The organism is Candidatus Nitrosotalea sp. TS, assembly GCF_011319465.1.
In the GTDB taxonomy this organism is placed as follows: Archaea; Thermoproteota; Nitrososphaeria; order Nitrososphaerales; family Nitrosopumilaceae; genus Nitrosotalea.
In genome coordinates this window covers 35,802-61,937 of sequence record NZ_RCMB01000002.1, presented here as the reverse complement: position 1 = coordinate 61,937, position 26,136 = coordinate 35,802, and the positions used below count along the sequence as shown (strand labels likewise).

The window sequence follows — 26,136 nt, the reverse complement described above, 5'->3', positions numbered from 1 at the left end:
GCAAAAGAGACTAGTGCAGGTATAACTAGAAACCTATATTTAGAAACTAAATGTGTATGTGATGTTTTATCCGAAATTTCAAACCCAACCAAGATAGACCACACTGGCAACAAAAACAATAAGAATGATTTTAAGAAAAATGGCTTTTCGTTTTTGCATTATTGTTTGTTGTTTGCTTGCATTTTGAACAAGTGTGATCCATTTGTTGTCACCTTCTACCTTAATTCTCCAAGCTTCACCTTGTGTGTTTTACAATCTAAATCCACATATAGAAAATGCTAGTCCTGTAAGGTTCAAACACCGTATAAAGGTGAACCGAGGGGTTTTTCTTCTCCCAGAGAATTTGGATTCTCAGTTTTGTCAGAGAAATTTCGCACAAAATGGGCAGAAGATTACCGGAGTAGCTACAAAACGCCTTTCCAATTTTTAATTCTTTTTCACTATTGCTACAAAGAATAATGCAAGGATTACAAATCCTGTTGATGACAGTATTACAGTAATGGTTGTTGCCTCTACTGGTAGGAAGAATAATTTCCAAGCTTGGCAGTATTGCTCGAAACGCATAAAGTCCAAAAGCTGCACTGACAAAAAGCAGTCTCTTCATATTTGTGCGTCTGTATGCAAACAGTGACATTACAAACAAAACTGCCGCAAATATTCCAGTTGCAAAATCAAGAGATTCTGGAAGATCTGGTGCCTCTCCTCCCACTTCAGCCATTCCACTGATTGCAAATAAAATATTTTCAAACATCAGGTACCCTTCTCCTCATTCTTGGAAGCCATCTGCAAGAAGAGATCTGCAAATCTGCTCAACATCTTGTCCCACACGTTTGGGTGATACGTCTTGAGTGCAGCAGATATACTTTGCATGTCTATTATTGAATATCTTACCGTTCTGCCGTCTTTTAGTGAACTGACTAGGCCAGCCTCCTCAAGCCTTGACATGTGCCAGCTTATTGTGGGAGCTGAAAACCCCTTGAAATTGATTATGTCGCTTTGAGTAGACTTTGGATGATCCATAAGATATGTGAGAATGTCCATGGCTGTTTCTTGTCTCAAAAAGGCAAGAATATTATGTTCTGCCTCTAATACTTCAACTGCATAATAATGTCTATAGATGTTAATTCTCCTTGATTTTATTTTTCCAGACTTTTCCAGAATATCCAAATGATGTTGGGTTGCACCCATACCCATCTCTAATTGTCTTGTGATCATTCTAAGATGTGCTCCGGGATTTTTTTTAATGTAATCGTATATGCGTAATCTATTTTCAGAATCATCATCTTTTTCATTTCGCAACAGTCTTCTCCTTCTACCACTGGAATGCCTAGCATAATAAAGGGTAATTACATTACAGGTGCAGTTAGCTAAGTATTGATGTGTTAACGTGTAATCTCAGGTTAACGTTTTTCATTAAAGTTAGCCAGATGTTCCTCAATCATAATATGCAAAAATGTGATTATCGAAACTACGAGGTGAAACAACACAACATGACAAACAAAAAAACAGTCTTGGCAATTCCCTTGATGGCAATTGCAGTAATAGCCATCGGATTTGGAATGGCCGGTAACGTATTTGCTCAATCAACCACATCAACAACAGTTGACCAACCAAGATACTCCAAACGCAGTAGATGCTGCAGGCAATAACGTAGACAACCATAATGATGGAGAGACAAATGACGACCAGAACAGCGCAAGTCAAGGACCAACAGGTGATGGAGATGGAGAGCAAAACGACCAGACCGAATTGAAAAAGTAGAGAAACTCCACTCATCTATTTTTTTAATTTTCTTTTCAAATTTTTTTAATTCTTAAAACCAAGCCATGTTGCATTACAAGCATTTCTAGATAACTTAGTCAAGTGTACCTGTATTGTAATATACCAATAAAATGAAAAAACCTCAAATTGGAAGAGAAATCGCTTGGACTTTTTATTATGACTAATATCAATTTCATACAAAGTGAAAAAAATGAAAGATAAGGATACTCAGTCAGGTGCTCAAGTAATGCTAAACAAGGTGCCCGAAATCACCTTGTTCTTTTGGATAATCAAGATTCTATGCACCACTGTTGGTGAGACAGGTGCTGATTTTTTAAATACCAAAGTTGAATCTTGGACTAGATGGAGTAACGTTAATCATGGGAGCAATGCTTGCTGTGACGCTGATCTTCCAGTTCAGATTCAAAAAATATGTACCAGGAATATACTGGCTTGCCGTTGTTCTAATAAGCATAGTAGGAACTCTCATCACAGACAATCTGACTGATAACCTTGGGGTACCTTTGATAGTTTCTACAATAATCTTCACTGTCTTGCTTTCAATAGTCTTTGCTGTTTGGTACAAGAAGGAAAAAACACTATCAATACACACAATCGTCACTACCAGAAGGGAGTCATTTTATTGGTTAGCTATTTTATTTACATTTGCACTTGGAACCGCTGCAGGGGACCTATTGGCTGAGAACCATAAACCTTGGCTACTTGCTCTCTGCAATCATTTTCGGTGTCCTAATTGCATCTGTTGCAACAAGTCATTTTGTTTTCAAGGTGAATGCTATTTTGGCATTTTGGATAGCATACATTCTAACTCGTCCCCTTGGGGCATCAATAGGTGACTATCTCTCGCAAGATTTGGGTAATGGCGGATTTGGGATTGGGAACCGTGAATAACAAGCATGATTTTCCTTGCCACCATATTAGCTACAGTAATCTATCTGACGGTCACAAAAAAAGACGTCATTAGAAAACAGACTTGAGTCCTGTAGAATCCACTAGGAAATTCTCAGTTAGTTTACTTCCCCACTGCACATCAATTTACTTTTTTGGATGCGAGCAGAGCTCTGTTAGTACGCCGATGAAGTGATTTTGGATGGATAAAGGTAATCTTTGTTCCTCCAGATCCAGGTCGTACTTCTCCAAGAAATCTCACTCCAGCACCTTTCATCCTGTCAACCTCGCCCTCTATTGCTTCAGTTTCAAGAGCAATATGATGCAGGCCTTCTCCTCTTGTATCAAGGAATTTCTTGATGGGACTGGTCTCCTTTGTTGGCTCCATAAGCTCAATTCGTGAATTTTCAAGATGTAGTATTGCAACTCGTACTCCTTCAGTCTCTACGGTCTCAAACTCGACTTCTCTTACCCCAAGTACATTTTGATATTCCTTTACTGCCTCATCCAAATTGTTAACAGCTATTGCAACATGGTTTATCTTCATTTTAGAATGACTCCTTTGGCTGATACATTCCAAACACTTCTCGAAATGTATTGCTTATCTCTCCCAATGTGGCATAACTTCGCACCGATTCCAAGATGAGTGGCATCAAGTTTTCCTCTTTTTCTGCAGCACTCATCATTTTCGATAGTGCAGCTTCAGTCTTTTTGTTATCTCTTGTGCTACGCAACTCCTTTAGGTTCTGCATCTGCTTTACCTGAATACTGTCATCAATTCTCATAATCTCTTGCTTTTCTTCAGCAGAGTCAGTAAACTTGTTAACCCCTACAATCACACGCTCATTGCTGTCGATTTCTTTCTTTAACCTATACGCATTTTGTCGTATTTCGGACTGGAAAAAGCCTTTCTCAATGCCAGCCAGTGAGCCGCCCATCCTGTCAATTCTTTTGAGATATCGGTTTGCCTCTTCTTCTATTTTATCAGTCAATGATTCCACATAGTATGAGCCTGCAAGAGGATCAACTGTTTTTGTAATTCCGCTTTCGTGTCCCACTATTTGCTGCGTTCTTAATGCAATCTTTACTGCTGCCTCAGTCGGCAGCGCTAATGCTTCATCTTTAGAGTTTGTGTGAAGCGATTGACAGCCTCCCAATACTGCAGCCATTGATTGTATGGCCACTCGAACAATGTTGTTGTCTGGTTGTTGTGCGGTAAGCGACTCTCCACTTGTCTGAACATGGAATTTTAGCTGCATTGATTTTTTGTCCTTTGCGTGAAATCTGTCTTTGACTATTCTTGCATAGATTCTTCTTGCAGCTCGAAACTTGGCAACTTCTTCCAAAAATTCACTAGTGCAGCAAAAGAAAAACGATAACCTCGGGGCAAAGTCATCAATTTTGAGACCTCTATCAACACATGTTTCAATATATTCAATGGCATTTGCAAGAGTAAACGCAACTTCTTGCACCGCATTGCATCCTGCCTCCCTCATGTGGTACCCAGATATGGACACAGGATACCATTGGGGTACTTTTTTGGAGCAGTATTCAATCATGTCACCTATCAGTCTCATCGACGGCCTTGGAGGATAGATGTAGGTGTTTCTTGCAATGTATTCTTTGAGAATGTCGTTTTGTGTTGTGCCGCGTAATTGTTCACTTTTTACTCCTTGTGATTCCCCGGTGGCAATATACAATGAAAGCAGTGTTGAAGCAGTCGCGTTAATTGTCATAGAAGTGCTTACTTTGTCAAGTGGAATTCCATCAAAGCACGTCATCATGTCTTTGAGCGATGTGATTGATACCCCTACCTTCCCCACTTCACCTTCTGCATGGGAATCATCTGCATCGTATCCTATCTGAGTGGGCAAGTCAAATGCCATACTCAGGCCAGTCTGTCCTCTTTCAAGCAGATACTTGAATCTCTGATTTGTTTGTGCGGCAGTACCAAACCCGGTATACTGCCTCATTGTCCAAAGTCTGTCACGGTACATTCCAGGATGAATTGCCCTTGTGAACGGGTATTTTCCCGGCACTTCATTTTTGCTCTTTGGTTTTACTGTTGAATCATAATAGTTTTTGACAGGAATGTTAGAATCAGTTTTTATCTTTTTCTTTGGAAGGTTTGATTAGTTTTTGCCATATCTTATTCTCTCATTTTAACAGTTTAGACATCTTGTCTGCAGCTTCGAACGGATCCATGTCCTTTTTTTGTACCTTTTTGAGATATTTAGCATAAACACTACTTGAATCAAGCATGTTGCTCACTTTATTTTTAACATTATTTAAAATAATATCCTTCAGTTCTGCGTCAAGCCTTGCCTCTTCCTTTTGTTTCTTCGATTTTTTTTGCGATTCCATCAATTCTTTCAGTTTTTTTGCAAATTCTGTTATCCCCTTGTTTGATTTGGCAGACGTCATCATGACTGTTGGGTTTTTTTCCGACATGCCTATGAAATCCCTTACAGAGTCAAATAGCTGATTTGCCCCAGACAGGTCGCTTTTGTTAATCAGGTAAATATCTCCAATCTCAGTTAAACCTGCTTTTATTGTTTGAATGTTATCACCAGTGTTTGGGTTAAAGACCACTATAGTCACATCAACAACTCGCGATATGTCAACTTCAGTCTGTCCTGCCCCAACACTTTCAATTATTATCGGATTAAATCCGGAAAACTCCAGCACCCGGATGCTGTTTCGCAACGCAAGAGAGACTGCGCCTGTGGCACCCCTTGATGCCATGCTGCGGATATAAGTTCCAGAGTCGGTGGATTCTGTCATGCGCACCCTGTCACCAAGAATTGCGCCCCCAGTTATGTGACTTGTAGGATCGATTGCAAGAACAGCTGTCTTGTAGCCAAGTTTGTTGAGCTCAATGCTTGTTTTGTTGATTAGAGTGCTCTTGCCAGCCCCTGCAGGACCGGTTATGCCTATAGTGATTGATTTTCCAGAACTCTTGAAGATTTTTTTGACCAGAGACTTTGCTTCTTTTTCGTCGTTTTCAACCAGCGATATCGCTCTTGCAATGGCCCTTCTATTGCCTTGCTTGAGATCCTTTACTAAATCCATATAGAACAATCACGTACCATGCGCACAATAAAATCTTGTTGCAGCAATATCAAATAAACTCGTATCTTTTGAATTTTCCAATAAAGGTTTTAAAACCCAGTTTGTACTTTCAAGATATCATGTCGCAGAAAACCCAGACAAAGCGAATCAGAATATTGGTATCAAAATTAGGGTTAGACGGTCACGATAGAGGCGCCCTTGTATTGTGCAGGGCATTCAGGGACGCCGGAATGGAAGTCATTTACTCTGGCCTGTTTGCAACACCTGACAGGATTGCACAGATTGCAGAAGACGAAGATGTCAATGTCATAGCACTGAGTCTGCTAAATGGCGCACACTTGACTCTGTTTCCAAGAGTTGTAAAAGCTCTCAGAGAAAAAGGAATTAGCGATGTTCTTGTAATAGGCGGCGGAGTTATTCCACATGACGACAAACAGGCACTTGAAAAAGCAGGAGTGTTAGGAAATTTCGGACCTGGTACACCACTGCCAACCATAATTGACTTTATCCAGTCCAACTTGACAAAAACTAGGAAAAGCTAGAGAAACTATTCTTTAGAGTCGGGCCACATCATCTGGCGCATCTTCTTGCCCACTTGTTCTACCTGATGTGCATCAATCTCTTTCATGTATCTATCAAACGCATTTTTGTTATTCTTCCTGTAATCACTTGTCCATTCTTGATTAAACGTACCATCTTGTATCATCTTCAATGCCTTTTTCATCTTCTCCTTGACTTCTTTGTCCATCACCATAGGACCTCTAGTCAAGCCGCCATATCTTGCAGTCTCGCTCACTCTGCGATACATTCCACCTATTCCGTATCGTTGAATCATATCTACAATTAATTTGAGTTCATGGAGCACCTCAAAGTAAGCTATTTCTGGCTGATATCCCGCTTCAACTAGAGTTTCAAATGCATTCATTACCATAGATGCAGAGCCTCCACATAGATCCACTTGTTCTCCAAACCAATCAGTCTCAACTTCTTCTTTGAAGGTTGTTTGGATTACGCCAGCTCTTGTGCTACCTATTCCCTTTGCGATTCCAAGTGTTCTATCCCATGCTTTTTTTGTATAATCTTGATGAACTGCCACAATTGATGGAGTCCCAAAGTTCTGTTGATATGTTTCACGAACCTTTGAGCCTGGGCCTTTTGGCGCTATCATGATTACATCAACATCTTTTGGAGGTACAATCCAGCCCCAGTGTATTGCGGCGGCGTGAGAAAATGAAAGTGCTTTGCCGGATTTTAGATTTGGTGCTATCTGTTCCTTGTAGAACTTGGGCTTGAACCATATCAGGAATCAGTACATGAATGATATCGGCTTTTTCACATGCCTGTTGAACAGACATTACTTGGTGACCATCTTCTTTTGCCTTCTTCCAGCTGGCCCCTGATTCTTGTACCCCAACTATAACATTAAGACCAGAATCCTTTGAGGTTGTTTGCTTGCGCGTGTCCCTGAATTCCATAGCCAAGTACTGCGATTGTTTCATTCTTTATTGGATCTAGGCTTACATCAGAATCTTTCCAAGTTTTAGCCATGTTGGACCTTTAAAAATACTCGAAATAAAAACGTACAATACGTTTTGAGGGCAAATTCAATAGATTCCAGTCAGAAAACACGAGTAGAAAATGAAGGATGCCTACACTATTTACAGACCACAAGCGGGCAAGATATCTGGCCAATTACTGCAAATTTTTCCCCAGACAACAGATTCTTTGTTTTATCAGGCAAAGTTTCTTTTGAACAATATTTGATCTTGACACATACCCAACCTCTTCACTGATATCATTTCCCTTTAAAGGAAAACAATTATCAAAAGATACCTTAAATAGTAAATTAATCATTTTGGTACTAGTGGGAGAGAAGGAACAAAGCATAAAGGCACTAGCAGTAGATGACAATCCTGACATTCTGACCCTTTTTGTAGAATTATTGCAATTGAAAAACTTTGTAGTTGTGGGTAAAGGACGAAATGGTCAAGAGGCAGTCGAATTATACCGCACCCTCAAGCCAGATATCACATTTTTAGACGTTGTCATGCCCAATGGAGACGGCATATACGCTTTGGAAAAGATTCGGGAGATCAATCCCACAGCCATAGTCGTCATGGTCACGTCAGATCTTGCTGCAACAACGGCTGAACGATTGGAACAATTACGTGCTTCGGCGGTAATTCACAAGCCATTTGATATCAATGACATTGTAAATGTCGTAAAAGATCTGGTATCAGAAACTAGTGCTAGCAAGATGAAATTCTTTAATTAATTCTATTTTTCGTGGCAAAAAAATTTGCAATATGTGTAAAACAGATTAGAAATGCATCCAAAATAAGATCTAAAGACATTAACATTCAAAAAAATAAAGCTTCTAACATCCAAATCGAGTCAACAATTTGTTATTTATACACATCATTTAAGATCGGGCAGTTTACTCCAATTCTGAATAATTTTTAAATACTGGAATAATTTTGTATCCAACGGGGAGCAAATTGAGTTCGAAATTATCATTAGATGAAATGTGGCAAGTAATAGAAGAATACGGCATAGATCGTAAACTTTTGGAAACTACCCAGCCTAGCGATGAATTATTGTTCAGACTATATTCTTCCATAAAACAGGTAAAGGAAAAATCAGATCTGTTTGAAAAAGAAAGCCTAGAGTTTCTCAGGTCAGGCTCATTAGAATAATTTTCTCCGGTCTGAAAATCAGGTACGATTTAGCACAAGAAATTTTTCAGATAAGAAACTTGAAAATGTCAACAGTATTGCAACATACAATAATCAAATAGTCATTTCTTTTCCACATTTTACGCATCTAACAATGGTATCTTTGGCCTTTATCTTGTCAAATTTTCTAGAACCACAATTAGGACAAATTGGGCATGCCCTGAGCTTTTCCATGTCTTTATGATACCATGGCAGTACCTTATCAATTTGATCAGATTCAGTAGCTTTTATCAAATAGCGTGTCATACATACCAGAATGAAGGGAATACGCTTTACCTCAGATGATGAAGAGGCAAGTCTTGAGTATTTTTATAGCATTGGCTTGGGACATGCAAAGCGAGGCAACCCAAGGATGCCATATTTTATTTTGACAAGGTTCTGGCCGTAAACCCAACACACCTGAATGCTTTAATTAACAAGGGAAATGTCCTGGGAAAGATAGGCAGGTACAATGACGCCATTTCTTCCTATGATATGGTTTTGAAACTAAAATCAAATCATGTAATTTGTCTTTTAAACAAAGGACTTGCCCTGCATTACCTCCAAAAGTATGACGAAGCCATAGCATGTTATGATAAAATTCTAGTACAAGAGCCAAAACATGCCAGTGCGTTGTACCACAAAGCCTGCAGCAAATCACTCCAGAAAAATATCTGAAGAAGCTTTGGTCTTTCTTGAACACGCAATAGTTCTTGATCCAGAATATGCAATAAAAGCCAGTGGTGACAAAGATTTTGATATTCTTCGAGACGACGATAGATTCAAAGCACTTGTCACATAAATGATGCAATAGAAAAAAACACTGTCATGAAAAATAATGATATAATGAATGTTGGAATCATTGGTACAGGACTGCTTGGAAAAGCAGTTGCAACACGTCTTCTTAATACTGGACACAAGGTTACAGTATACAATAGAACAGAGAAAAAAACAGAATCGCTCAAAAACATTGGCGCACAAGTTGCAAAGTCTCCAAAGCAAGTAGCTGAAAGATCAGATATTGTTATCACCATAGTAAAGGATGCAGAAGCTGTCAAGTCCATATCATTTGGCAAAGACGGGATCATACATGGCAAACACGAAAAATTGATTGTGTCAGACATGAGCACAATCAGTCCCATTTCATCAAGAAAAATAGCTGAGAAATATTTGCAATATGGAATTCCAATGATCGACAGCCCAGTGATGGGCGGGCCACCGCTTGCAGAAAAAGGTCAGCTTGTAGTCATGATAGGAGGTAAAAAAGAAATTTACGAAAGATGCAAATCTGTTTTTGATTCAATAGGGGAGAGAACGTTTTATCTTGGAGACAATGGGTCTGCAGATGCAATGAAGCTTGCCATGAACTTGCAGATTTCAATTTTGGCATTGGCCATATCTGAAGGCATCATATTGGTAAAAAAATCAGGTCTGGACCCGCTTCTTTTCTTAGAGGTTCTAAATTCCACCTATTTTAAGACAGGAATGAGTACTCTCAAAGGGCCAAAGATGGCAAAAGGGGTTTTTGAGCCAAGTTTCTTTCTAAACGTGATGCAAAAAGACCTCGATGAGATAAATTATACCGCTAAAGAATTTGGTGCCGATTTGCCTGTTGCCAGGCTTGCAAATGAATTGTATCAAAACGCAGTCAAAGATGGATTTGGCAATATTGACTATACAGGAATTCTCTCATATCTTGAGAAAATAAAAAAATCAAACACCTAGAGTCTCTTCTGGAGGTTTTATTTTTCTAAAATTTAGAAATAGCCCTATGTCATATGCTAACTTTAACACGCCGCCAATAATGAAGGGGCAGATAAGAGCGATCCCATTATAGCTCCGGCAAGCGACGGACCAACTGACTGGGCAATGTTTCTTGATGTATTAGTGATTCCTGCTGCTGCAACACGTTCGTTTTCATTTACTACTGCCATCAGATATGACTGACGCGTTGGAACATCCATCTGCGATATGCTCATTCTTGCAAAATACAACCCAATAGCAATTGGAAAGCTTGGTGCAAATGCCACCAATATCAAAAGAATGTTGGATGGAATGTGGGTATAGATCATCGTATTGACAAGACCAATCTTTGATGCTATCTTGCTTGCTAGCAAATACGATACGGCTGTGAGTATGCCAGCTATTGTGAAAATGTAAGACAGAGTAGACAAGTCAGCGCCAAACTTTGTATAGAACCAAAATGAAACTATGCTTTGTATCACAAATCCTCCTGCAAAAGAATCAACGGCAAACAGCGAAGACATTTTCTTGATAACACTTTGAGATTGGGGTGTGATGCTACGAAATGAACTGGCATCTTTATTCTTGGATTTGAGCTCAATCTTGGGCGATAACACAAGATAGATTACAAGGGCACCTAATGCACATGCTGCATATGCAAGAAAGAGAAGTTTGATTGCAGGTATTTGCCCAAGTCCGAGTTGTTGCGAAAGAATATGTGGTAGTCCCGAAAGAAGCACGCCTCCAGACATGGCAAATGTTCCCACCATGTTATAGATAGAAAAAATCGAAGTTCTCTTCTTTTCATCATTTATCGTTTGGGGCAAAATGGCTTGCTCAAGTGATAAGAATGCCCCTACCTCAGATCCGGTTACGTTGATTGTTCCAATAAGCGCGGCAGCAATTAGTGCCACATAGTTGTCAGTTAGGAAAAAGATGGCAGATGAGATGACCATCAGTATTGCATAAAGAATCAAAAATTTTCTGCGCCCTATCTTATCGGCATATACGCTTGAGATCAGGTTGAAAATTACGCTATTTACTAGTGTGGCAGTTAAAACAACCCCGATTAAGATTGAACTGAATCCAAGCAAGTTGAGATAGATTGCTAAAATTACGCTCAGAAAACCATATGAGAATGTTCTGACAACTCGTGCACCAAGTATTAGTTTTCCATCCCTTGAGACCCAGTCTAGTGTCATTTACTGTCCAAGTTTTGATTTGTGTGTCTCAATATCTGCCGACTCTACTTTCTTGAAAAGTGGAGTAGCCTCGCCCAGATTATGACCTGATTTTATTGCAATTTCAGACATGGAGTGCCAGGATTGTTCAGATACATTTCCTGCCAAGTTAAGTTGTGACCATATTCTCTGTGATGATTCTGGCAAAAACGGATAAAGTGCTATTGCAATAGAGCGCACCGCGTGCACCGAAATGAATATGCAGTTGTTTGTACCTGCACCACCCTTCCACGGTTCTTTTTTCTGAAAATATTGGTTAAAGTATGCAGAAAACTCCAAGATCTTCTTTAATGCCCTGTCAAGATTATTTTCTTCCATTAGCGGCGTCAGTTCTTTTACGAAATTTTTGATCTTGTCTTGTGCTTCATTATCAACAGAATCAAGATCACCAGTTGAAGGAATTACACCACCCGTACTCTTTTTTGTAAAACCAAGTGCTCGATTGACAAAGTTGCCAAGGTTTCCTATTAGTTCAGAGTTGATCCTGGCTGCAAACTCGTCCCAATCAAAATTAAGATCATCTTGACTATATGGCGTAATCAACGTCAAATAGAATCTCAAATAATCAGACGGATAGATTTGAAGAAAATCCCTTAGGCCAATATACCAATTACGGCTCTTTGAGATCTTTTTTGATTGTAGCATGAGATGCCCCCTGGTTGGGATATAGTCAGGAAGTTTGTACTCTTTTTTTATTCCAATTCTCATTGCAGGCAAAAACAGATAATGATGGTATACGATATCTTTACCAATAAAGTGGTAAATGTCAGCAGAATTCCAGAATTCTTTGCCATCTGATACCCTTGTTATCTAGAAACTTTAGCGCTGAAGAGATGTATGCAAGATGGTTATCAAACCAGCCATAGAAGACTTGGCCCTTGGCCTCTTCAAGTGGAATAGGCACTCCCCAAGTAATGTCCCTTGTGATATCCCAATCTACCAGGCCATCTTTTATCCAATTTTGTACGTATTTTTTCACGTCCTTTTGTAGATGAGAGTCCCCTGCAAGCCATTCATTTAGTTCTTTTACAAAGTTTGTCAGTTTGAAAAAGTAGTGCTTGGTCTTTTCTTTTGTTGGTGGATTCTTGCAAAGCGAACATTTTGGCTCTTCAATCTCTTGTGGCACTCTGCCGCATTTTTCACACAAGTCTGAATATTGTTCTTCTGCCTTGCAATATGGACATCTGCCTATCACGTATCTGTCTGGCAAGAATTTTTTGTCAACCTTACAGTAGAATTGAATTATTTCTTGTTCGTAAATGTGACCATTTTCCATTAATTTTTTAAATGTCTCCTGTACAAAGGCAATATTTTCTGGAGAACTTGTTCTGTAGAACAGATCAAATCCTATCCCAAATGCTGTGAAATCATCATAATCTCTTTTGTTCCAGACTTTGACATATTCTTCTGGCGTCTTTTTTTCTTTTTCAGCTTGAATTAGAATTGGCGTTCCATAGTCATCTGATGCACATATGTAATATGCTTCAGTACCTGTAAGCTTGAGAAATCTTGTTGTTATGTCAGCAGGCAAATAAGTTGAGGCAACATGGCCAAGATGTATCTCACCATTAGCATATGGTAATGCACTTGTTATGATTGCCTTTTTCATTATCTGAATAAAGTTTGTGCGTGATTTAAGCTATGCCCAGCTTTGACCGTATTTTATCTGAGCCGCAGTTGGTTTGTCCATGCTCACATTCATTGCTTTGAGTGCATCGATTGCAATCTGTATGTCAATTTCTTGTGGAACCGTGATTACATTCTTTCCTATCTTTTTGTGATTCTTTGCAATGTAAATCATGGATAGCAATTGATTTGAAAATGATTGAGCCATGACTTCTGGCGGATGTCCTTCGGCTGCAACAAGATTGGCAATTCTTCCCTTTCCGATAAGATAAACGCGTTTTCCATTTTTTAATGAACACTCATCTAGATTTGGACGAACTTCTCGTACAGATTTTGATTCAGTCAGCAAAAACTTGGCATCTACTTCAACATCAAAGTGTCCCACATTGCCCATGATGGCACCGTTTCTCATAGTCAGGATATGCTCTTTTCTAATGATTCCAGTTTGACCTGTTGCAGTGATGAATATTTCTCCTGTTTTTGCAGCTTCTGCCATCGGTTCAACGTCAAAACCATCCATGTGAGCCTCCAAAGCTCTTACAGGATCAACTTCAGTAACGCAAACCTTTGCACCCATTCCGCGACATCTTGATGCAACGCCTCTTCCTACCCATCCATATCCTGCCACAACAACACGTTTTCCCGCAAATAGCAAATTCATTGATCTGAGATAACCGTCAATTGTACTCTGGCCTGTTCCGTATCTGTTGTCAAACATGTGTTTTGTGTATGCATCATTGACAGCAATTACAGGATACTTGAGTTTCTTTTCTTTTGCAAGAGCCTTTAGTCGTATAACACCGGTTGTTGTCTCTTCTGTTCCCCCCATAACTTTGAGTGATGCAAATTTTTTATTTCCATGTATCTTGCTGTGACTGTCAGAGCCATCATCTGTTAGAATCTGTGGTTTATGACTTAGCATCTGTTCTATGCACCAATCATATTCTTCAGAGGTTTGACCCGTCCAAGCATAAATGTGAATTCCACTTTCAGCCAAGAATGCAGCAATGTCATCTTGTGTTGAAAGAGGATTTGCGGCACATGCACTTACATCTGCGCCCAATTCTTTTGCGCCCATTATCAAGACAGATGTTTCTTTTGTGATGTGAAGACATATTCCTATACGTAGTCCTTTTAGAGGCTGAGATTTCTTTAATCGTCCAATTGTATTAGTGAGAATTTGCATGTGATCCCGTGCCCATTCATATGACATCTTTCCTTTTTCTGCAAGGCTTGGATCCTTTACCTGACTCATACGGCAGTTGAAATTTCAGGGATATAAAATGTTATCAAAAATAACAATCTAAATATTGGATGGGTTTTGTTTAAAAAAATATGGTCTGGAAAAAAGTAGCAGAAAAGAACGAAATCGCACCAGGAAAAGGTAGAGAGTTTTCGGTAGACGGTAAGAAAATTGCGATATTCAATCAAAACGGTTTTCATGCACTTGACTCGGTTTGTGTACATCAGGACGGATCTCTTGCACCAGGCAAGCTAGAAGGCGACATAGTAGAATGTCCGCTTCATTTATGGCACTATAACATCAAAACAGGCGAACTCTTAGATTACATCAAAGGAGTAAAACTTCAGACATACAAGGTCGAAGTGAAAACGGACGGCATTTATCTAGATCTGTAACAAATTCAGACCCTACAAAGCATCCATACCATACCATCACATAACAAAAAACACCTAAGAAACAAGCTCCCAGTCGTTCTTACCACATTTGCATTGTTTGTTGTATGCAGTAATGTATTGCATGTACTCCAAATCGGTACAAGGCCCCTGATCAGGGATAAAAATTCGAGTATTGCAGGACCTGCATCTTGCAATGAAATCATTCAATAATTGGTGTCGTAAATACTTGTAAAAAAACTATAACACAAAAAATACCATAGTTTTAGATTAGTTTAAGATAAACGATTGTCATCAGGTCACCATTGAATGAATCACCTTCAAGAGACAAAATAAAAATTGGAACAAGTGTACTGATAGTACAAAAACAAGACCAACAGACAGGTGTCTTGACTGAAGGAATGGTCAGAAGAATTCTCACTTCGAGTAACTCACACCCTCATGGGATTAAAGTTGAATTAGATAATGGCAAGATAGGACGAGTTCAAAAATGTGTCAATCCAAAAAATCACAGTGAAAAATAGATAGTGTAAAAAATGTTTGAAAAAGTTTAATTCTTTAGAATATTTTTAACAAACGTTGAATCTAAAGATTCTAGATGAGATTACAAGAAATGATTTCAATACCATGACAAGAAAAAATTGGCTCATTTCTTGTAGAGGAGGTCAGAGAGAGAAATCACAAGGCGTGATATTTGGCCTAAGCGGCGGAATAGATTCTGCAGTCATTGCCATGCTTTGTGCAAAATTTGTCAGAGAAAAATCACTTGCGCTAATAATGCCAGACTCTAAAATTACACCCGTGACAGACACTGAAGATGCAATCAAAATTGTCGATAGTTCACATTTAGAATACAAGTTAATTGATATCGGATTCATTCACAAAGAATACTCAAAGTACATTGAACCAAGTCCACTAGCATTTGGCAACCTTGGTGCAAGGATCAGATCAAACATTTTGTATTATTACGCAAATGCCAGAAATTATCTTGTTCTTGGATCAGGCGATAGAAGTGAGTTTTTGATAGGATATTTTACAAAATATGGTGATGGCGCTGCAGACCTACTACCAATATCTTCTCTATACAAAACACAGATTAGAGAATTTGCAAAATTTCTTGGCGTTCCATCGAGCATAGTATCAAAGCCAAGCGGCCCCCGATTGTGGGAAGGGCATACCGCAGAAGCAGAGATTGGTTTGACATACGAAGAAATCGATTCCATTCTGTATTGCATAGTGGACAAGAATCTATCAATTGAAGATACCTCCAAGATCACAGAAATACCCATTTCAAATGTGGATAAAATTTACCAGATGCACAAAAGAAGCGAGCACAAAAGAATAACACCCAAAGCATGCGTTCTTTGATAAGATGATAAAGTTTGAAAATTTTTGATACGTTATCAGTGGCAGAAAAGGAATTAGACACGTCAAGTAAGGTGAGAATCTACCTCTGCGGTGTTACAGTGTATGATGACAGTCACATAGGACATGCCAGAACAATCATAGTTTTTGATACCCTACGCAGATTTCTAGAGTCACAAGGAATCAAAGTTGAGTTCATTCAAAATTTCACAGATGTTGATGACAAGATAATAAATCGCGCACGAGCCGAAAATGTATCTGCAGATAAAATAAGCTCAAAATACATTACAAATTATTTCGAGGAGTTTGACAACCTCAATGTCATTCATGCGGACAGGTATCCAAAGGCTACTGAGCACATAGAAGATATGATTGCTTTGATCAAAGTGTTAATTGAGAAAAACTTTGCATATGTGTCAACAAATGGAGTCTATTTTTCAGTATCAAAATTTCAAGAGTACGGCAAGCTTTCAAAGAAAAAAATTGACGAGTTAAGTATCAGGAGCACGCGTAGAGATAGATGAGACTAAAAATAATCCGTTAGATTTTGCATTATGGAAATTTTCAAATGACGAGCCAAGATGGAACAGTCCATGGGGTTTTGGCAGGCCCGGATGGCACATAGAATGTTCTGCCATGAGTCTAAAATATCTTGGACCTGATTTTGAGATTCATGGCGGAGGAAGAGATCTCATATTTCCCCATCATGAAAACGAGATTGCGCAATCAGAATCATACTCAGGCAAGAATTTTGCCAAGATTTGGATGCATGTGGGAATGGTCACAATAAATGGAGAGAAAATGTCAAAATCTCTTGGAAATACAAAATCGGTAGATTTTGTTCTAAAAAAGTGGGGCTCTAACATAATCAGACTTTTTTGTCCTTTCAGGTCACTATTCCAAGCCAATTCGATTATTCTGAAGACTTGCTAAGAGAGGCAATAACAAAGTGGCGCCAAGTTGAAAATTGCTATTATGAATTAATCCTGTCAGAGGACGGATCTGCGGTTGCAGACGATGTAAAGATCATAGAAGAGACAATAAAAGAAACCAAAAAAGAGTTCACAGAAGCTTTGAGCTCAGACTTTAACACGTCGCTTGCATCTTAGCGCATTTTTCAAACTTGTAAAGGTAGTAAATCAGATTGCATCGTCAGAACGCATGGTTTCTTCTATTTCCAGTATGGTTTTACCCGTATTTGATCAAATGCTTGACATTTTAGGCCTAAAGATATCTCAGGTATCACCAGAGGAGAAAATGAAAATAAACGGGCTCATAAATCAACGCAATCCTGTTACGAAGTCAAAAAAATTTTCAGGGTGCAGATACCATTAGAAAAGAGATATCAGACATGGGAATCACCCTAATTGATCACAAGAAAAAAACGCTGTGGATGAAACAGGAAAGAATCGGCGCTGAGAGCAGTTAAGACTTTTTCGTCTGTGCGCTCACCAATGACACTATATCCCTATCACGTAATTGATAATTGGTTGGCAATCTGACGCCATATCTTACGTCCTTTGCATAGAGCAGTCCCTTGGTAAGGTCGGAGTGGATTTCTTTTGCCAAATCTTCTATGGTAGAACCGTCTTTCATGAGAATAAGATTTGGTAGAATATGCCCTTTTTTGTCAGATAGCTTCTCAGGATCTGCTACAGGATAAACAGAGTTCATCTTCAACAACTTGAAGACTGTTACATTGATTGCAAACTGTACGCCTGTTCTCATGTATTCTCCAAGTATGCCTTTTGTAATGAATTCAAGTGCCTCTACTTGTTTTTTATTTAACGCTTCCTTGTGAAGTATTTCAAATTGTTCTGAGCCAGGAATGTATTTTATCCAGCCCTTTTGTTCTGCACGCCTCAGAGAAAGCTCGCTGTCTGCACTGGCAGGTATGATTATCGTATCTACATGCTTTTCACGCAGCCTGTCAAAGTTTTTGTCTGCACCTGGAAGGTCAATCTTATTTGCGACTATCAGCGTAGGTTTTGAGATCTTTCGTAAGTGCGCAGAGAATTTTTTACTATCATTCATATCAAAGTTATCAAAGTGTTTGTCTTCAAGACCAGTCACCTTCAAGGTCTCCTTTACATGACTTTCCTTGACACCGATTCCCCGAAAGACATCAGTGATTGCGATAACCGGCTCTGTTTCAGAGTTGACAAGTTTTGATATCTTGTCTCTATTGCCTTCCAAGAGTTTTTGATACCACATTATCAATTCCTCTTCAATATCGGATACATCAGCAATTGGATCGCCCTGACCAATCTCCGTTATTCTCCCAGCAGCATCAACACCACCTGATACATCCACTATATGCAAGAGTGCATCAGACTGAGTTGCTACAGAGAGAAACTGGTTGCCCAGACCCTTTCCTGCCCAAGCGCCCTTTATGAGACCAGGAAGATCAATGAGCTCAATTGGTATGAATCGCCATCCGTCAACACATTTTGAATTTTGAGGACTGTCTTGTACGTTAAATTCTGTGTGAACACATGGAGTTATTGCATTTCCCGTGCCACGCTCTGGTTTCTTTGTTGTAAATGGATATGTTGAGATCTCCCCACCTGACAGAGTGGCAGCGTTAAAAAATGTAGTTTTTCCAGTATTTGTTTTACCGATAAGGCCAATTTTTATTGGCATGAACTCATCTCGCAATCCTTGCTATTTATCTCTGTTGCAGATTATTCATGATGATGATCACTTGAGACATTCCCAAGCGAATCTTTTATCTTGTCTGCATACCATTTTATTTCTCCAAGCTCTTCTTCCGTTAACGCATCGTTCCATTTGTCCAGAACTACTTTTATGATTTGTGAGCCATTATACAACAAATTCCAGTACGGATGATGTTCGGCCGTATCATATGCAAGCTCTGCAACTTCCTCAAGTCCTGTTTTTGCTCGCGCTAGTGCATCTGATCTCTCGCCATATATCCGGACAATGTTCGAATCCAGATCTGACGACATCTTGATTAGCACATTTTTTTGTTCAAATGATTTTATCAGATCGGAAAGAGCGCCATAAAATTTTGCAAAATCTTCTACCATGTCTAGAATAATCTCTGGTGTTCTGCAAGCATGCATCGGTTAAAAACAACATCTATTCCTGCTTTTTTTGCCATGGATTCTGCTTCCGGATCATGAATTCCTTCTTGCAGCCAAATCACCCTGGGTTTCATCTTGATGGCTTCTTCGATTACAGGTCTTACTTGATCAGACGGTCGAAAAACATCAACGATATCTATCTGAACCGGAATGTCAAGTAGATTTGGATAGCATTTCTTCTCCAGAATTTCGCTAGTTGTAGGATTAACAGGTATTATGTTGTATCCTTGTTCTGCAAGATATTTTCGGTACATAATGCGCTGCTTTTTCTGGGTTCTTTGACATTCCCACAACTGCTATATTTTTTAATTCATAGATTTTCTTTATTTGTTCATCAGAATGCATATCTTTTTCCATGATTTTTGATATTATTCTTCCTCTTAATAGATTGTCGTGAAACAATTTATAGACACAGATACAGTTCTTTATTTCATGGAAGAAGAACCAACTGATGTCATAGTTCTAAGTGCCATAAGTCAAGGCGCTAAAAAACCAGACAAGATAGGAAAAAAGGCACGAATTGGAGGCAGTGAGTTGAATGTTCTTCTTGAGCGTCTTGAAAGCAATGGGTTAATCATGCAAGCATAGAAAAGAAAGGATTCTTTGGTCCAAAAAAAGAGATTACACTTACAGACAAGGGAACAAAAGAATTGAAAGAAAGGAGATTTGAAATGCAGCAAAACTGGGATCACATGGTAACTCTTTGGAAGAATGGAGATAAAGAAAAGTTGCAACAACATATAGATAATAATCGTTCAGTCCTGCCCTCCATGATGTTTATGGGAATCATGGACATGATGATGTTTTCCTCAATGATGTCGTTCATGGGACTTGCCATGACAAGTTTTATGCCAGATCAGTACATGTATGATACAGGTACGACAGATACAGGTCACGACGATAACGGGCATGATGATAGCGGACATGACATTGGTCATGGCGACTACGGTAGCACTGATTTTGGCCATGATGGAGGACAGGGCGACATGGGCGGTTTTGACGTAAACTTTTGAATTTCAATTACAGGAGTAGGTTTTAAAAAAAGAGATTTGAAATACTGGACTTTAACAGCCTAGCTTTGAAAGTATTGCAGATGCCATAGTAGAATCTGTATTTGCATTAGCAAGTGCTGCCTTTACTGCAGTGCAAAGACTTGATGCGCTGGATGTCATAGGTGCTGCGGTTTTGGTGGTTGTTGCATTTCCAGTTTGTTTGCCTTGCTGAGCAGTTGAAATTGATGTTTGCAATTTATCCCATTCCCCAGGTGCACACATGTGATCTCCGCAAACTTTGGTGTTTCCGTATCTCACTGTTATCTGTTGATCATTTAGGTAGGAGTAGTCTCTCTGGATCAATGCATTTGATGCAGGAATTGTTGATACTGCAACAGATGCCATCAGAACTGCTGTTAACAACAGTACTACCGGTAACTTGGACGACATGGTTTTAGCTATAGACCGCGCATATAAAAGAATTTCGCACATTCAGCCTACCTTACAAAGAAATAGATACCAAATTAGATCTAGATGTTATTCATGATTGCAAAAATAGGTTCAAATGCACCAAATCTTGGTGTTTCAAAATGGGTACAAGGTTTGCCCACCAACATAGACAAGGAAAAAGACAATGTTGTTTTGGTTGAAGTGTTCCAAGTAAATTGTCCAGGATGTTTTCTACATGCAATACCACAGGTGATTGATATTTACAACAAGTATCGTAAAGAAGGAGTTACGGTTCTTGGGATTTCAACTGCGTTTGAGGATTTTGATAAAAATACTGTTGAGAATCTTGAGCTTCTTTTGACAACAGGCGAGACAGTAGGTGAAACGCTCAAGGCACTAGGACAGTACGGTCAGCTAGTAGATGGAAAAAAACTGCCATACAAGATTCCATTTCCTGTCGGCATGGATCTTTTAAAGAAAGAAGAAGGTCCGGCTAGCCAAGAGAAAATAAATGAAATCATAGAAGCAAATGTGCCAGGATTTGACTCTTACAACGAACATCAAAAGGCAGACATCATCGAACGTGTCAAGCAATATCTAAAAAACAAAGAATATTCTGCACAGACATTTGAACAGTATGCCCTGCGAGGTACACCTTCTTCCATCCTAATAGACAAGAAGGGAATACTAAGAGATGTTGCATTTGGCCAAAACGACTTTCTTGAAGAAAACATCAAAAAGTTGCTCAGCGAATAAAAACTCCAAGTAATGCTAATTTGTCAAATAAACAATATGTGTACACGTCATTTGATGACACTCTGGACAAGATAGTCAGACTGCTAAAATCTCATCAATCAGAGTTTCTGTCAGGAGAAGAACTTAGCAGGTCACTAGGACTTAGTAGGGCTGCTGTCTGGAAGAATATAAAAAAACTCCAGTTTCTTGGCTATAAAATAACATCAAGGCAGAAATCAGGATACAGACTGGTTGCCAAAACAAATCTAATGTTACCATGGGAGATTTCAGACGGACTGCAAACGGAAACTATTGGAAGAAAAATATATTATTTTAACACAATCGATTCAACACAGAATTTTGCATTAAAACTAGCTTCAAAGCCACATGAGAATGGCTCCATCGTAATATCTGAACAACAAACTCATGGTAGAGGAAGACGAAATAGAAAATGGTTTTCTCCAAGAGGCGGGATATGGTTATCAGTTCTTCTCAAGCCAAATTTTGAGATCTCTCAGGCTTCGTTATTTCCCATGCTGACCTCACTTGCTCTTGCAATCGCCATAGAAAAAGTGTTGAAATTGAGGCCCAAGTTAAAGTGGCCAAATGATCTTACTCTTAACAATAAAAAAGTCGCCGGAATACTAGTTGATGCGTCCATTGAATCAAATCAAATAGACTATTTGGTCATTGGCGTCGGAATAAATTTCAAGATTCAGCCCAGTACGATATCTAAAATTGTCAAGAACTCTGGAAATTTTTATGGCATAACAACGCTTGTCAAGAAAAAAGAAAAGGCAGATCCCATCTTGCTGCTTCAATCATTTCTGCATGAACTAGAACAACTCTACAGCAAACTAGTTGCAGGCAATCTCGACGGAATCAAAAACGAGTGGGAAAAAAGATCCTCAACCATAGGGAGAAAAGTCAAGATATCATCATCTCCTAGCGGAGAGATAAAAGGAATGGTTATAGGAATAGATGATGACGGAGCATTATTAATTTCAAGCAAAGGGAAGACGCAGAGATTACTGGTTGGAGACATATCGTATCAAGTCTAACTATGTGGTACCATCATTTGTATGCCTAGTCAGTTTTTTATAATTACAAAATGTGAGTATAAGAATGAGAATATGCTGGGCAAATACTGAAAACTATGACGAATCAAATGTTGTAATTTTAGGAGTGCCTGACGAATCAAAATCACATTCACTGCGCAAAGGAACTTCGGAAGCTCCTCACAAGATAAGAGAAATTTCCAACATAAGAGATACCTACAAGAGAGGCAGTGATATTTCTACAGGCTTTCCGCTTGGCGGCATAAACACGAAAGTGTATGATTATGGAAACATACTAAGAACTGAAGTGAGCGATGCGATAGGCAAGATATCTTCAAAATCAAAAATCCCCATAACCATAGGCGGAGATCATTCCATTTCTACAGATATTATCAAGTCATTATCCAAAAGATATGGCTCAATATCTCTTGTCTATTTTGACGCCCATCCCGATTTCATTAGCTCTTCCAGCGGATACTACGGCTCAGTCTTGCATGACGTCTTGCCTGACATAGATACAAAATCAAGCATCCAGATAGGAATAAGAACGCCAGAACAAGAAGAGATAGACAACATCAAAAAGCATGATCTATCTGTGATAACCCCCTGGGATGTTCTCAAAAACGGCATTACAGAAATTGAAAAAACCATACTTGGTAAGATTGGAAAGAATACGTACATTTCAGTAGATATGGACGCAATTGATCCTGCTTATGCACCAGGAGTCTCAGTTCCCGTTCCATTAGGACTTGGAAATCTAGAGGTTGTGTATCTGCTCAAATCCATAGTAAAGAGAGGAATTGTCGGACTTGATATCATGGAAGTCTGTCCAGGATATGACATCAAAGACAGAACATCGCACTTGGCATCAAGAATGATTGCCGAAGTAATATCTGCCATCAATTAGACTTAATACTTTTAACTGGGCCATCGTGCTAGTTTGATAATGTTTTCTCATTTTACTCTAAAAGAGGCAAATGCGATGCTTCCTTCTGTGATCAAAAAGTTCAAAGATCTGGTAAATTTGAAAAACGAGGTCATAAAAATTCAAACCGAGATTGAAACAAATCCCAAATACATGTCTAGCTTCAAAGATTACTCCCTCAAAAAGCAGGAACTCAATACCGCAATATCGAATTTCTACAAATCAATAGAAGATATTGAGAGCTCTGGCGTAATGATAAAAAGCATAGATGAGGGATTGCTTGATTTTCCATCACTTCGATTCAATGAAGAGATATGGCTTTGTTGGAAAGAAGGCGAAACTGAGATCAAGTTTTGGCATGGAAAAGACGAAGGATTCAACGGTAGAAAGCCAGTAGAAAACGTCGACTTGGAAAAATTACGGTAATCGCCATCTCATCTTTCATATCATAGACAATATACCGAAATAGAGCATATCCAAACGTTACACAATGTTGTCATCTTGGCTGCGCATAGTTCGAATCAAGTTTCTACTTGCATCAATAATCTGCAGTTTTTCTCGGTCTTGCCATAAATTGGTGGCAAAATACAAGCTATCAATCTAGAATTTGCCGTGTTAACATTGGCAGGTGTTATAGCACTACATGCAAGTGTAGATTTACTCAATGATTATTGGGATTATAAAAGAAACATAGACACGGAGACCAAGAGGACCAAATTCAGTGGCGGTACAGGAGTTTTACCAGAGGGATTGCTCAATCCATCTGATGTCTATCGTGCAGGAGTTATTCTGCTAGTTGTCGGTGCTCTAATTGGAGCATATTTTGTATTTGAGCGAGGCATAACAATTGCAATAATTTTGGGATTTGCCATTATCTCCATCTATTTTTATTCTACAAGAATAGTGGATTCAGGTCTTGGCGAAGTCTTTGTTGCCATCAAAGGCGCAATGATAGTTCTTGGAACATACTTTGTGCAAGCCTCTCACATAACTGCCGAACCTGTACTTGCTGGAATAGTGTCTGGAGTTTTGTCATCAACTGTTCTTTTTGTAAATTCATTTCCAGATCATGATGCAGACAAGTCTCATGGAAGAAAAACTCTTGTCATACTGTTTGGTAAAGCAAAGGCTGCTTCAAGTGTATGGATTTTTCCTGTCATATCATATGGGGTAATCATAACTGCAGTTGCATTGCATTTTTTTCCAATTGTATCTCTTATCACACTTGCCACCATACCAATTGCAATAAAATCCGGCAGGTCCCTAAAACAAAAATTTGACAAGATAGAAGAACTCGTTCCGGTAATGAAAAATTTTGTATCATATAGCAGAATCACCGGCATTTTACTTGTTGTAAGTTTTATCGCAGACTATATCATGAAGATTGTTCAGTAGAGTTAAATCAACCACATCTAAAGCCATTTTGTGATAACTGGGCATTCCACACCAGAAGGAACAGCAGAGTTTGCAAAAAATCATCCAAATGTAGCGAAGAATCACTTCAAACAATTCAACGGATTGACATTATCATCCATTGGGATAGGCACGTATCTTGGAAATCCAGATGATGCAACTGATGTACTGGTCAAAGATGCCGTGATAAAATCAACTACTTTGGGCATCAATGTAATAGATACTGCCATCAATTATAGATCACAGAAGGCGGAAAGATCAGTAGGCAAGGCAATTGTCCAGCTAATTGAAAAAAACAAGGCAAAAAGGGATCAATTGTTCATAAGTACAAAGAACGGCTACATAACAAATGACGGGGATGTAAAAGAAGAGTTTTGGCAAAATATTCAAAATACCCTTGTAAAATCAAACATAATCAAATCAGGCGACATCTCTTCTGGATACCACTGTATGACAATACCGTATCTTCAAGATCAATTAAACCGAAGCCTAAAAAATCTGGAATTAGAATGCGTTGACTTGATGTATCTGCACAATGCTGCAGAGGGACAACTCCAAGACATTACAAAAGATGAATTTATGAAAAAACTTGGAGACGTGTTTGAATTTTATGAAAATCAGAGAAAAATTGGAACAATAAGATACTATGGAATGGCCACATGGGATTGCTTTAGGGTGCCACAAGAACATCCACAGTATCTCTCTCTTTTTGACATTGTCAAGCTGGCAAGAGACATAGGCGGTGCTGAAAACGGATTCAAATTCATACAACTTCCATACAACATGTATCTTGATCAAGCCATGACCATGAAGAATCAAACACAAGACGGTACAACATCTAGTATTTTTGAGGCTGCAATCAAGCTTGGAATAGGAGTTTTCACAAGCGTTCCGCTAATGCAAGCAAAACTTCTAGGTCCAAATGTCTTACCTGAATTTGGAGAATTAACGCGTGCGTCTCATCGAGCAATTCAATTTGTCAGGTCCACCCCAGGTGTCATAGCGCCACTAGTAGGACAAAAATCTCCTTCCCATGTAGATGAGAACTTGGAGCTTGCAAAGACTCCAGTTTTAAATGAAAAAGAATTTTCTGATCTTGTTAATAGATTATCATCGTCGTAATTGTAAGTTTTAAATACAAATAGCAGACGAATCAAAACATGCCAGTAGATCCAGTCTGTGGTATAGAGCTTGATGAGAAACTTGCTCTAGAACATGAGTATAAGGGAAAAAAGTATTATTTTTGTTGCCACGGCTGCAAGAGAATTTTTGTAAGAAAACCCAACAAGTGGAAAAAGGACTAGATAGGAAAAGCCCCGCACATACGGCAAAAATGTGATCCTTTCTCAACAGAATAATTGCAATACGGACATTTGTTTTTTGACGGTCC

29 protein-coding genes and 6 pseudogenes are annotated in these 26,136 nt (G+C 38.9%); 22 read left to right on the top strand and 13 right to left on the bottom strand.

Features of this window, described 5'->3' with window-relative positions; genetic code table 11:
* Window positions 1–256: 256 nt before the first annotated feature.
* Both DYY67_RS00780 and DYY67_RS00775 read right to left on the bottom strand, forming a co-directional pair.
* Window positions 257–751, bottom strand: coding sequence for a hypothetical protein (locus DYY67_RS00780; protein ID WP_166389913.1), 495 nt, complete (start codon window positions 749–751; stop codon window positions 257–259).
* Window positions 751–1,299 (bottom strand): winged helix-turn-helix transcriptional regulator, encoded by a 549-nt coding sequence (locus DYY67_RS00775; protein ID WP_166389911.1) that lies wholly within the window; start codon window positions 1,297–1,299, stop codon window positions 751–753. The genes DYY67_RS00780 and DYY67_RS00775 overlap by 1 nt, the downstream gene beginning before the upstream one ends.
* A gap of 303 nt (window positions 1,300–1,602) precedes the next feature.
* On the opposite strand from DYY67_RS00775, the gene DYY67_RS00770 reads away from it, so the two are divergent.
* On the top strand, window positions 1,603–1,761 hold the full coding sequence (locus DYY67_RS00770) for a hypothetical protein (RefSeq protein WP_166389909.1): 159 nt from the start codon (window positions 1,603–1,605) through the stop codon (window positions 1,759–1,761).
* A gap of 211 nt (window positions 1,762–1,972) precedes the next feature.
* A pseudogene (locus DYY67_RS00765) lies at window positions 1,973–2,759 on the top strand (COG4705 family protein).
* A 58-nt stretch (window positions 2,760–2,817) separates the two neighbouring features.
* On the opposite strand, the pseudogene mce reads toward DYY67_RS00765, so the two are convergent.
* The 3 genes and pseudogenes from mce to meaB all read right to left on the bottom strand — a co-directional run bounded on the left by mce (window position 2,818) and on the right by meaB (window position 5,742).
* Window positions 2,818–3,217 (bottom strand): annotated as a pseudogene (mce, locus tag DYY67_RS00760) (methylmalonyl-CoA epimerase).
* Window position 3,218: 1 nt separating this feature from the next.
* On the bottom strand, window positions 3,219–4,781 hold the full coding sequence (locus DYY67_RS00755; protein ID WP_166390147.1) for a methylmalonyl-CoA mutase family protein: 1,563 nt from the start codon (window positions 4,779–4,781) through the stop codon (window positions 3,219–3,221).
* Between the two features lie 46 nt (window positions 4,782–4,827).
* Window positions 4,828–5,742 carry a methylmalonyl Co-A mutase-associated GTPase MeaB gene (meaB, locus tag DYY67_RS00750; protein WP_166389907.1) on the bottom strand — a complete coding sequence of 305 codons (915 nt, stop codon included), beginning with the start codon at window positions 5,740–5,742 and terminating at the stop codon, window positions 4,828–4,830.
* Window positions 5,743–5,861: 119 nt separating this feature from the next.
* Between meaB and DYY67_RS00745 the strand changes: the two genes are divergently transcribed.
* Window positions 5,862–6,284 carry a cobalamin B12-binding domain-containing protein gene (locus DYY67_RS00745; protein ID WP_166389905.1) on the top strand — a complete coding sequence of 141 codons (423 nt, stop codon included), beginning with the start codon at window positions 5,862–5,864 and terminating at the stop codon, window positions 6,282–6,284.
* Window positions 6,285–6,289: 5 nt separating this feature from the next.
* On the opposite strand, the pseudogene ilvC reads toward DYY67_RS00745, so the two are convergent.
* Window positions 6,290–7,290 (bottom strand): annotated as a pseudogene (gene ilvC, locus DYY67_RS00740) (ketol-acid reductoisomerase).
* 316 nt (window positions 7,291–7,606) lie between these two features.
* On the opposite strand from ilvC, the gene DYY67_RS00735 reads away from it, so the two are divergent.
* The 6 genes from DYY67_RS00735 (at window position 7,607) to DYY67_RS00715 (ending at window position 10,181) form a co-directional block, all read left to right on the top strand.
* Entirely contained in the window at window positions 7,607–8,017 is a 411-nt protein-coding gene (locus DYY67_RS00735; protein WP_320415882.1) for a response regulator, read from the top strand.
* A 250-nt stretch (window positions 8,018–8,267) separates the two neighbouring features.
* Complete coding sequence (locus DYY67_RS00730; RefSeq protein WP_166389903.1) at window positions 8,268–8,438, top strand: hypothetical protein; 171 nt, start codon at window positions 8,268–8,270, stop codon at window positions 8,436–8,438.
* A 295-nt stretch (window positions 8,439–8,733) separates the two neighbouring features.
* Window positions 8,734–8,865 (top strand): hypothetical protein, encoded by a 132-nt coding sequence (locus tag DYY67_RS10260; protein WP_255492573.1) that lies wholly within the window; start codon window positions 8,734–8,736, stop codon window positions 8,863–8,865.
* Window positions 8,835–9,134 carry a tetratricopeptide repeat protein gene (locus DYY67_RS11765; protein ID WP_166390143.1) on the top strand — a complete coding sequence of 100 codons (300 nt, stop codon included), beginning with the start codon at window positions 8,835–8,837 and terminating at the stop codon, window positions 9,132–9,134. Before DYY67_RS10260 ends, DYY67_RS11765 begins: the two co-directional genes overlap by 31 nt.
* Complete coding sequence (locus DYY67_RS00720; protein WP_166389901.1) at window positions 9,085–9,258, top strand: TPR end-of-group domain-containing protein; 174 nt, start codon at window positions 9,085–9,087, stop codon at window positions 9,256–9,258. Before DYY67_RS11765 ends, DYY67_RS00720 begins: the two co-directional genes overlap by 50 nt.
* A 26-nt stretch (window positions 9,259–9,284) precedes the next feature.
* Window positions 9,285–10,181 carry an NAD(P)-dependent oxidoreductase gene (locus DYY67_RS00715; protein ID WP_168711808.1) on the top strand — a complete coding sequence of 299 codons (897 nt, stop codon included), beginning with the start codon at window positions 9,285–9,287 and terminating at the stop codon, window positions 10,179–10,181.
* Between the two features lie 62 nt (window positions 10,182–10,243).
* Here the strand turns inward: DYY67_RS00715 and DYY67_RS00710 are convergent, their stop codons facing one another.
* From DYY67_RS00710 to DYY67_RS00700, 3 genes and pseudogenes are all read right to left on the bottom strand, one after another.
* On the bottom strand, window positions 10,244–11,401 hold the full coding sequence (locus DYY67_RS00710) for an MFS transporter (RefSeq protein WP_255492572.1): 1,158 nt from the start codon (window positions 11,399–11,401) through the stop codon (window positions 10,244–10,246).
* Window positions 11,402–13,052, bottom strand: a pseudogene (gene metG, locus DYY67_RS00705) (methionine--tRNA ligase).
* Between the two features lie 27 nt (window positions 13,053–13,079).
* Window positions 13,080–14,321 carry an adenosylhomocysteinase gene (locus DYY67_RS00700; protein ID WP_166389899.1) on the bottom strand — a complete coding sequence of 414 codons (1,242 nt, stop codon included), beginning with the start codon at window positions 14,319–14,321 and terminating at the stop codon, window positions 13,080–13,082.
* 80 nt (window positions 14,322–14,401) lie between these two features.
* Between DYY67_RS00700 and DYY67_RS00695 the strand changes: the two genes are divergently transcribed.
* From DYY67_RS00695 to cysS, 4 genes and pseudogenes are all read left to right on the top strand, one after another.
* Window positions 14,402–14,704 (top strand): Rieske (2Fe-2S) protein, encoded by a 303-nt coding sequence (locus DYY67_RS00695; protein ID WP_166389897.1) that lies wholly within the window; start codon window positions 14,402–14,404, stop codon window positions 14,702–14,704.
* A 302-nt stretch (window positions 14,705–15,006) separates the two neighbouring features.
* The gene (locus DYY67_RS00690; protein ID WP_166389895.1) at window positions 15,007–15,225 is read left to right on the top strand and encodes a YwbE family protein; all 219 of its coding nucleotides are present in this window, start codon (window positions 15,007–15,009) and stop codon (window positions 15,223–15,225) included.
* 55 nt (window positions 15,226–15,280) lie between these two features.
* A complete protein-coding gene (locus tag DYY67_RS00685) occupies window positions 15,281–16,069 on the top strand; it encodes an NAD+ synthase (RefSeq protein ID WP_166389893.1) in 789 nt (262 codons plus the stop codon).
* A gap of 14 nt (window positions 16,070–16,083) precedes the next feature.
* A pseudogene (gene cysS, locus DYY67_RS11760) lies at window positions 16,084–17,495 on the top strand (cysteine--tRNA ligase).
* Here cysS and ychF read toward each other — a convergent pair.
* From ychF to DYY67_RS00665, 3 genes and pseudogenes are all read right to left on the bottom strand, one after another.
* Entirely contained in the window at window positions 17,492–18,709 is a 1,218-nt protein-coding gene (gene ychF / locus DYY67_RS00675; protein ID WP_166389891.1) for a YchF-related putative GTPase, read from the bottom strand. The pseudogene cysS and the gene ychF overlap by 4 nt on opposite strands.
* Before the next feature lie 41 nt (window positions 18,710–18,750).
* The gene (locus DYY67_RS00670; protein ID WP_166389889.1) at window positions 18,751–19,116 is read right to left on the bottom strand and encodes a hypothetical protein; all 366 of its coding nucleotides are present in this window, start codon (window positions 19,114–19,116) and stop codon (window positions 18,751–18,753) included.
* 2 nt (window positions 19,117–19,118) lie between these two features.
* Window positions 19,119–19,530 (bottom strand): annotated as a pseudogene (locus tag DYY67_RS00665) (CoA-binding protein).
* Between the two features lie 75 nt (window positions 19,531–19,605).
* On the opposite strand from DYY67_RS00665, the gene DYY67_RS10255 reads away from it, so the two are divergent.
* Window positions 19,606–19,761, top strand: a complete 156-nt coding sequence (locus DYY67_RS10255) for a hypothetical protein (protein ID WP_255492571.1) — start codon at window positions 19,606–19,608, stop codon at window positions 19,759–19,761.
* 62 nt (window positions 19,762–19,823) lie between these two features.
* Window positions 19,824–20,186: a hypothetical protein gene (locus DYY67_RS10250; protein WP_255492570.1), complete on the top strand. Its 363-nt coding sequence runs from the start codon at window positions 19,824–19,826 to the stop codon at window positions 20,184–20,186.
* Window positions 20,187–20,237: 51 nt separating this feature from the next.
* Here the strand turns inward: DYY67_RS10250 and DYY67_RS00655 are convergent, their stop codons facing one another.
* On the bottom strand, window positions 20,238–20,615 hold the full coding sequence (locus DYY67_RS00655) for a hypothetical protein (RefSeq protein WP_166389887.1): 378 nt from the start codon (window positions 20,613–20,615) through the stop codon (window positions 20,238–20,240).
* Between the two features lie 93 nt (window positions 20,616–20,708).
* On the opposite strand from DYY67_RS00655, the gene DYY67_RS00650 reads away from it, so the two are divergent.
* From DYY67_RS00650 to DYY67_RS00620, 7 genes are all read left to right on the top strand, one after another.
* Window positions 20,709–21,371 (top strand): peroxiredoxin family protein, encoded by a 663-nt coding sequence (locus DYY67_RS00650; protein ID WP_166389885.1) that lies wholly within the window; start codon window positions 20,709–20,711, stop codon window positions 21,369–21,371.
* 20 nt (window positions 21,372–21,391) lie between these two features.
* On the top strand, window positions 21,392–22,411 hold the full coding sequence (locus DYY67_RS00645; protein WP_168711807.1) for a biotin--[acetyl-CoA-carboxylase] ligase: 1,020 nt from the start codon (window positions 21,392–21,394) through the stop codon (window positions 22,409–22,411).
* 64 nt (window positions 22,412–22,475) lie between these two features.
* A complete protein-coding gene (locus DYY67_RS00640; protein ID WP_166389883.1) occupies window positions 22,476–23,315 on the top strand; it encodes an arginase family protein in 840 nt (279 codons plus the stop codon).
* 39 nt (window positions 23,316–23,354) lie between these two features.
* Window positions 23,355–23,759 carry a DUF2203 domain-containing protein gene (locus DYY67_RS00635; RefSeq protein ID WP_166389881.1) on the top strand — a complete coding sequence of 135 codons (405 nt, stop codon included), beginning with the start codon at window positions 23,355–23,357 and terminating at the stop codon, window positions 23,757–23,759.
* Between the two features lie 186 nt (window positions 23,760–23,945).
* Window positions 23,946–24,728, top strand: coding sequence for a prenyltransferase (locus tag DYY67_RS00630; RefSeq protein ID WP_320415879.1), 783 nt, complete (start codon window positions 23,946–23,948; stop codon window positions 24,726–24,728).
* A 30-nt stretch (window positions 24,729–24,758) separates the two neighbouring features.
* On the top strand, window positions 24,759–25,868 hold the full coding sequence (locus DYY67_RS00625; RefSeq protein WP_166389879.1) for an aldo/keto reductase: 1,110 nt from the start codon (window positions 24,759–24,761) through the stop codon (window positions 25,866–25,868).
* A 38-nt stretch (window positions 25,869–25,906) separates the two neighbouring features.
* Window positions 25,907–26,050, top strand: coding sequence for a YHS domain-containing protein (locus DYY67_RS00620; RefSeq protein WP_166389877.1), 144 nt, complete (start codon window positions 25,907–25,909; stop codon window positions 26,048–26,050).
* Window positions 26,051–26,136: the final 86 nt, after the last annotated feature.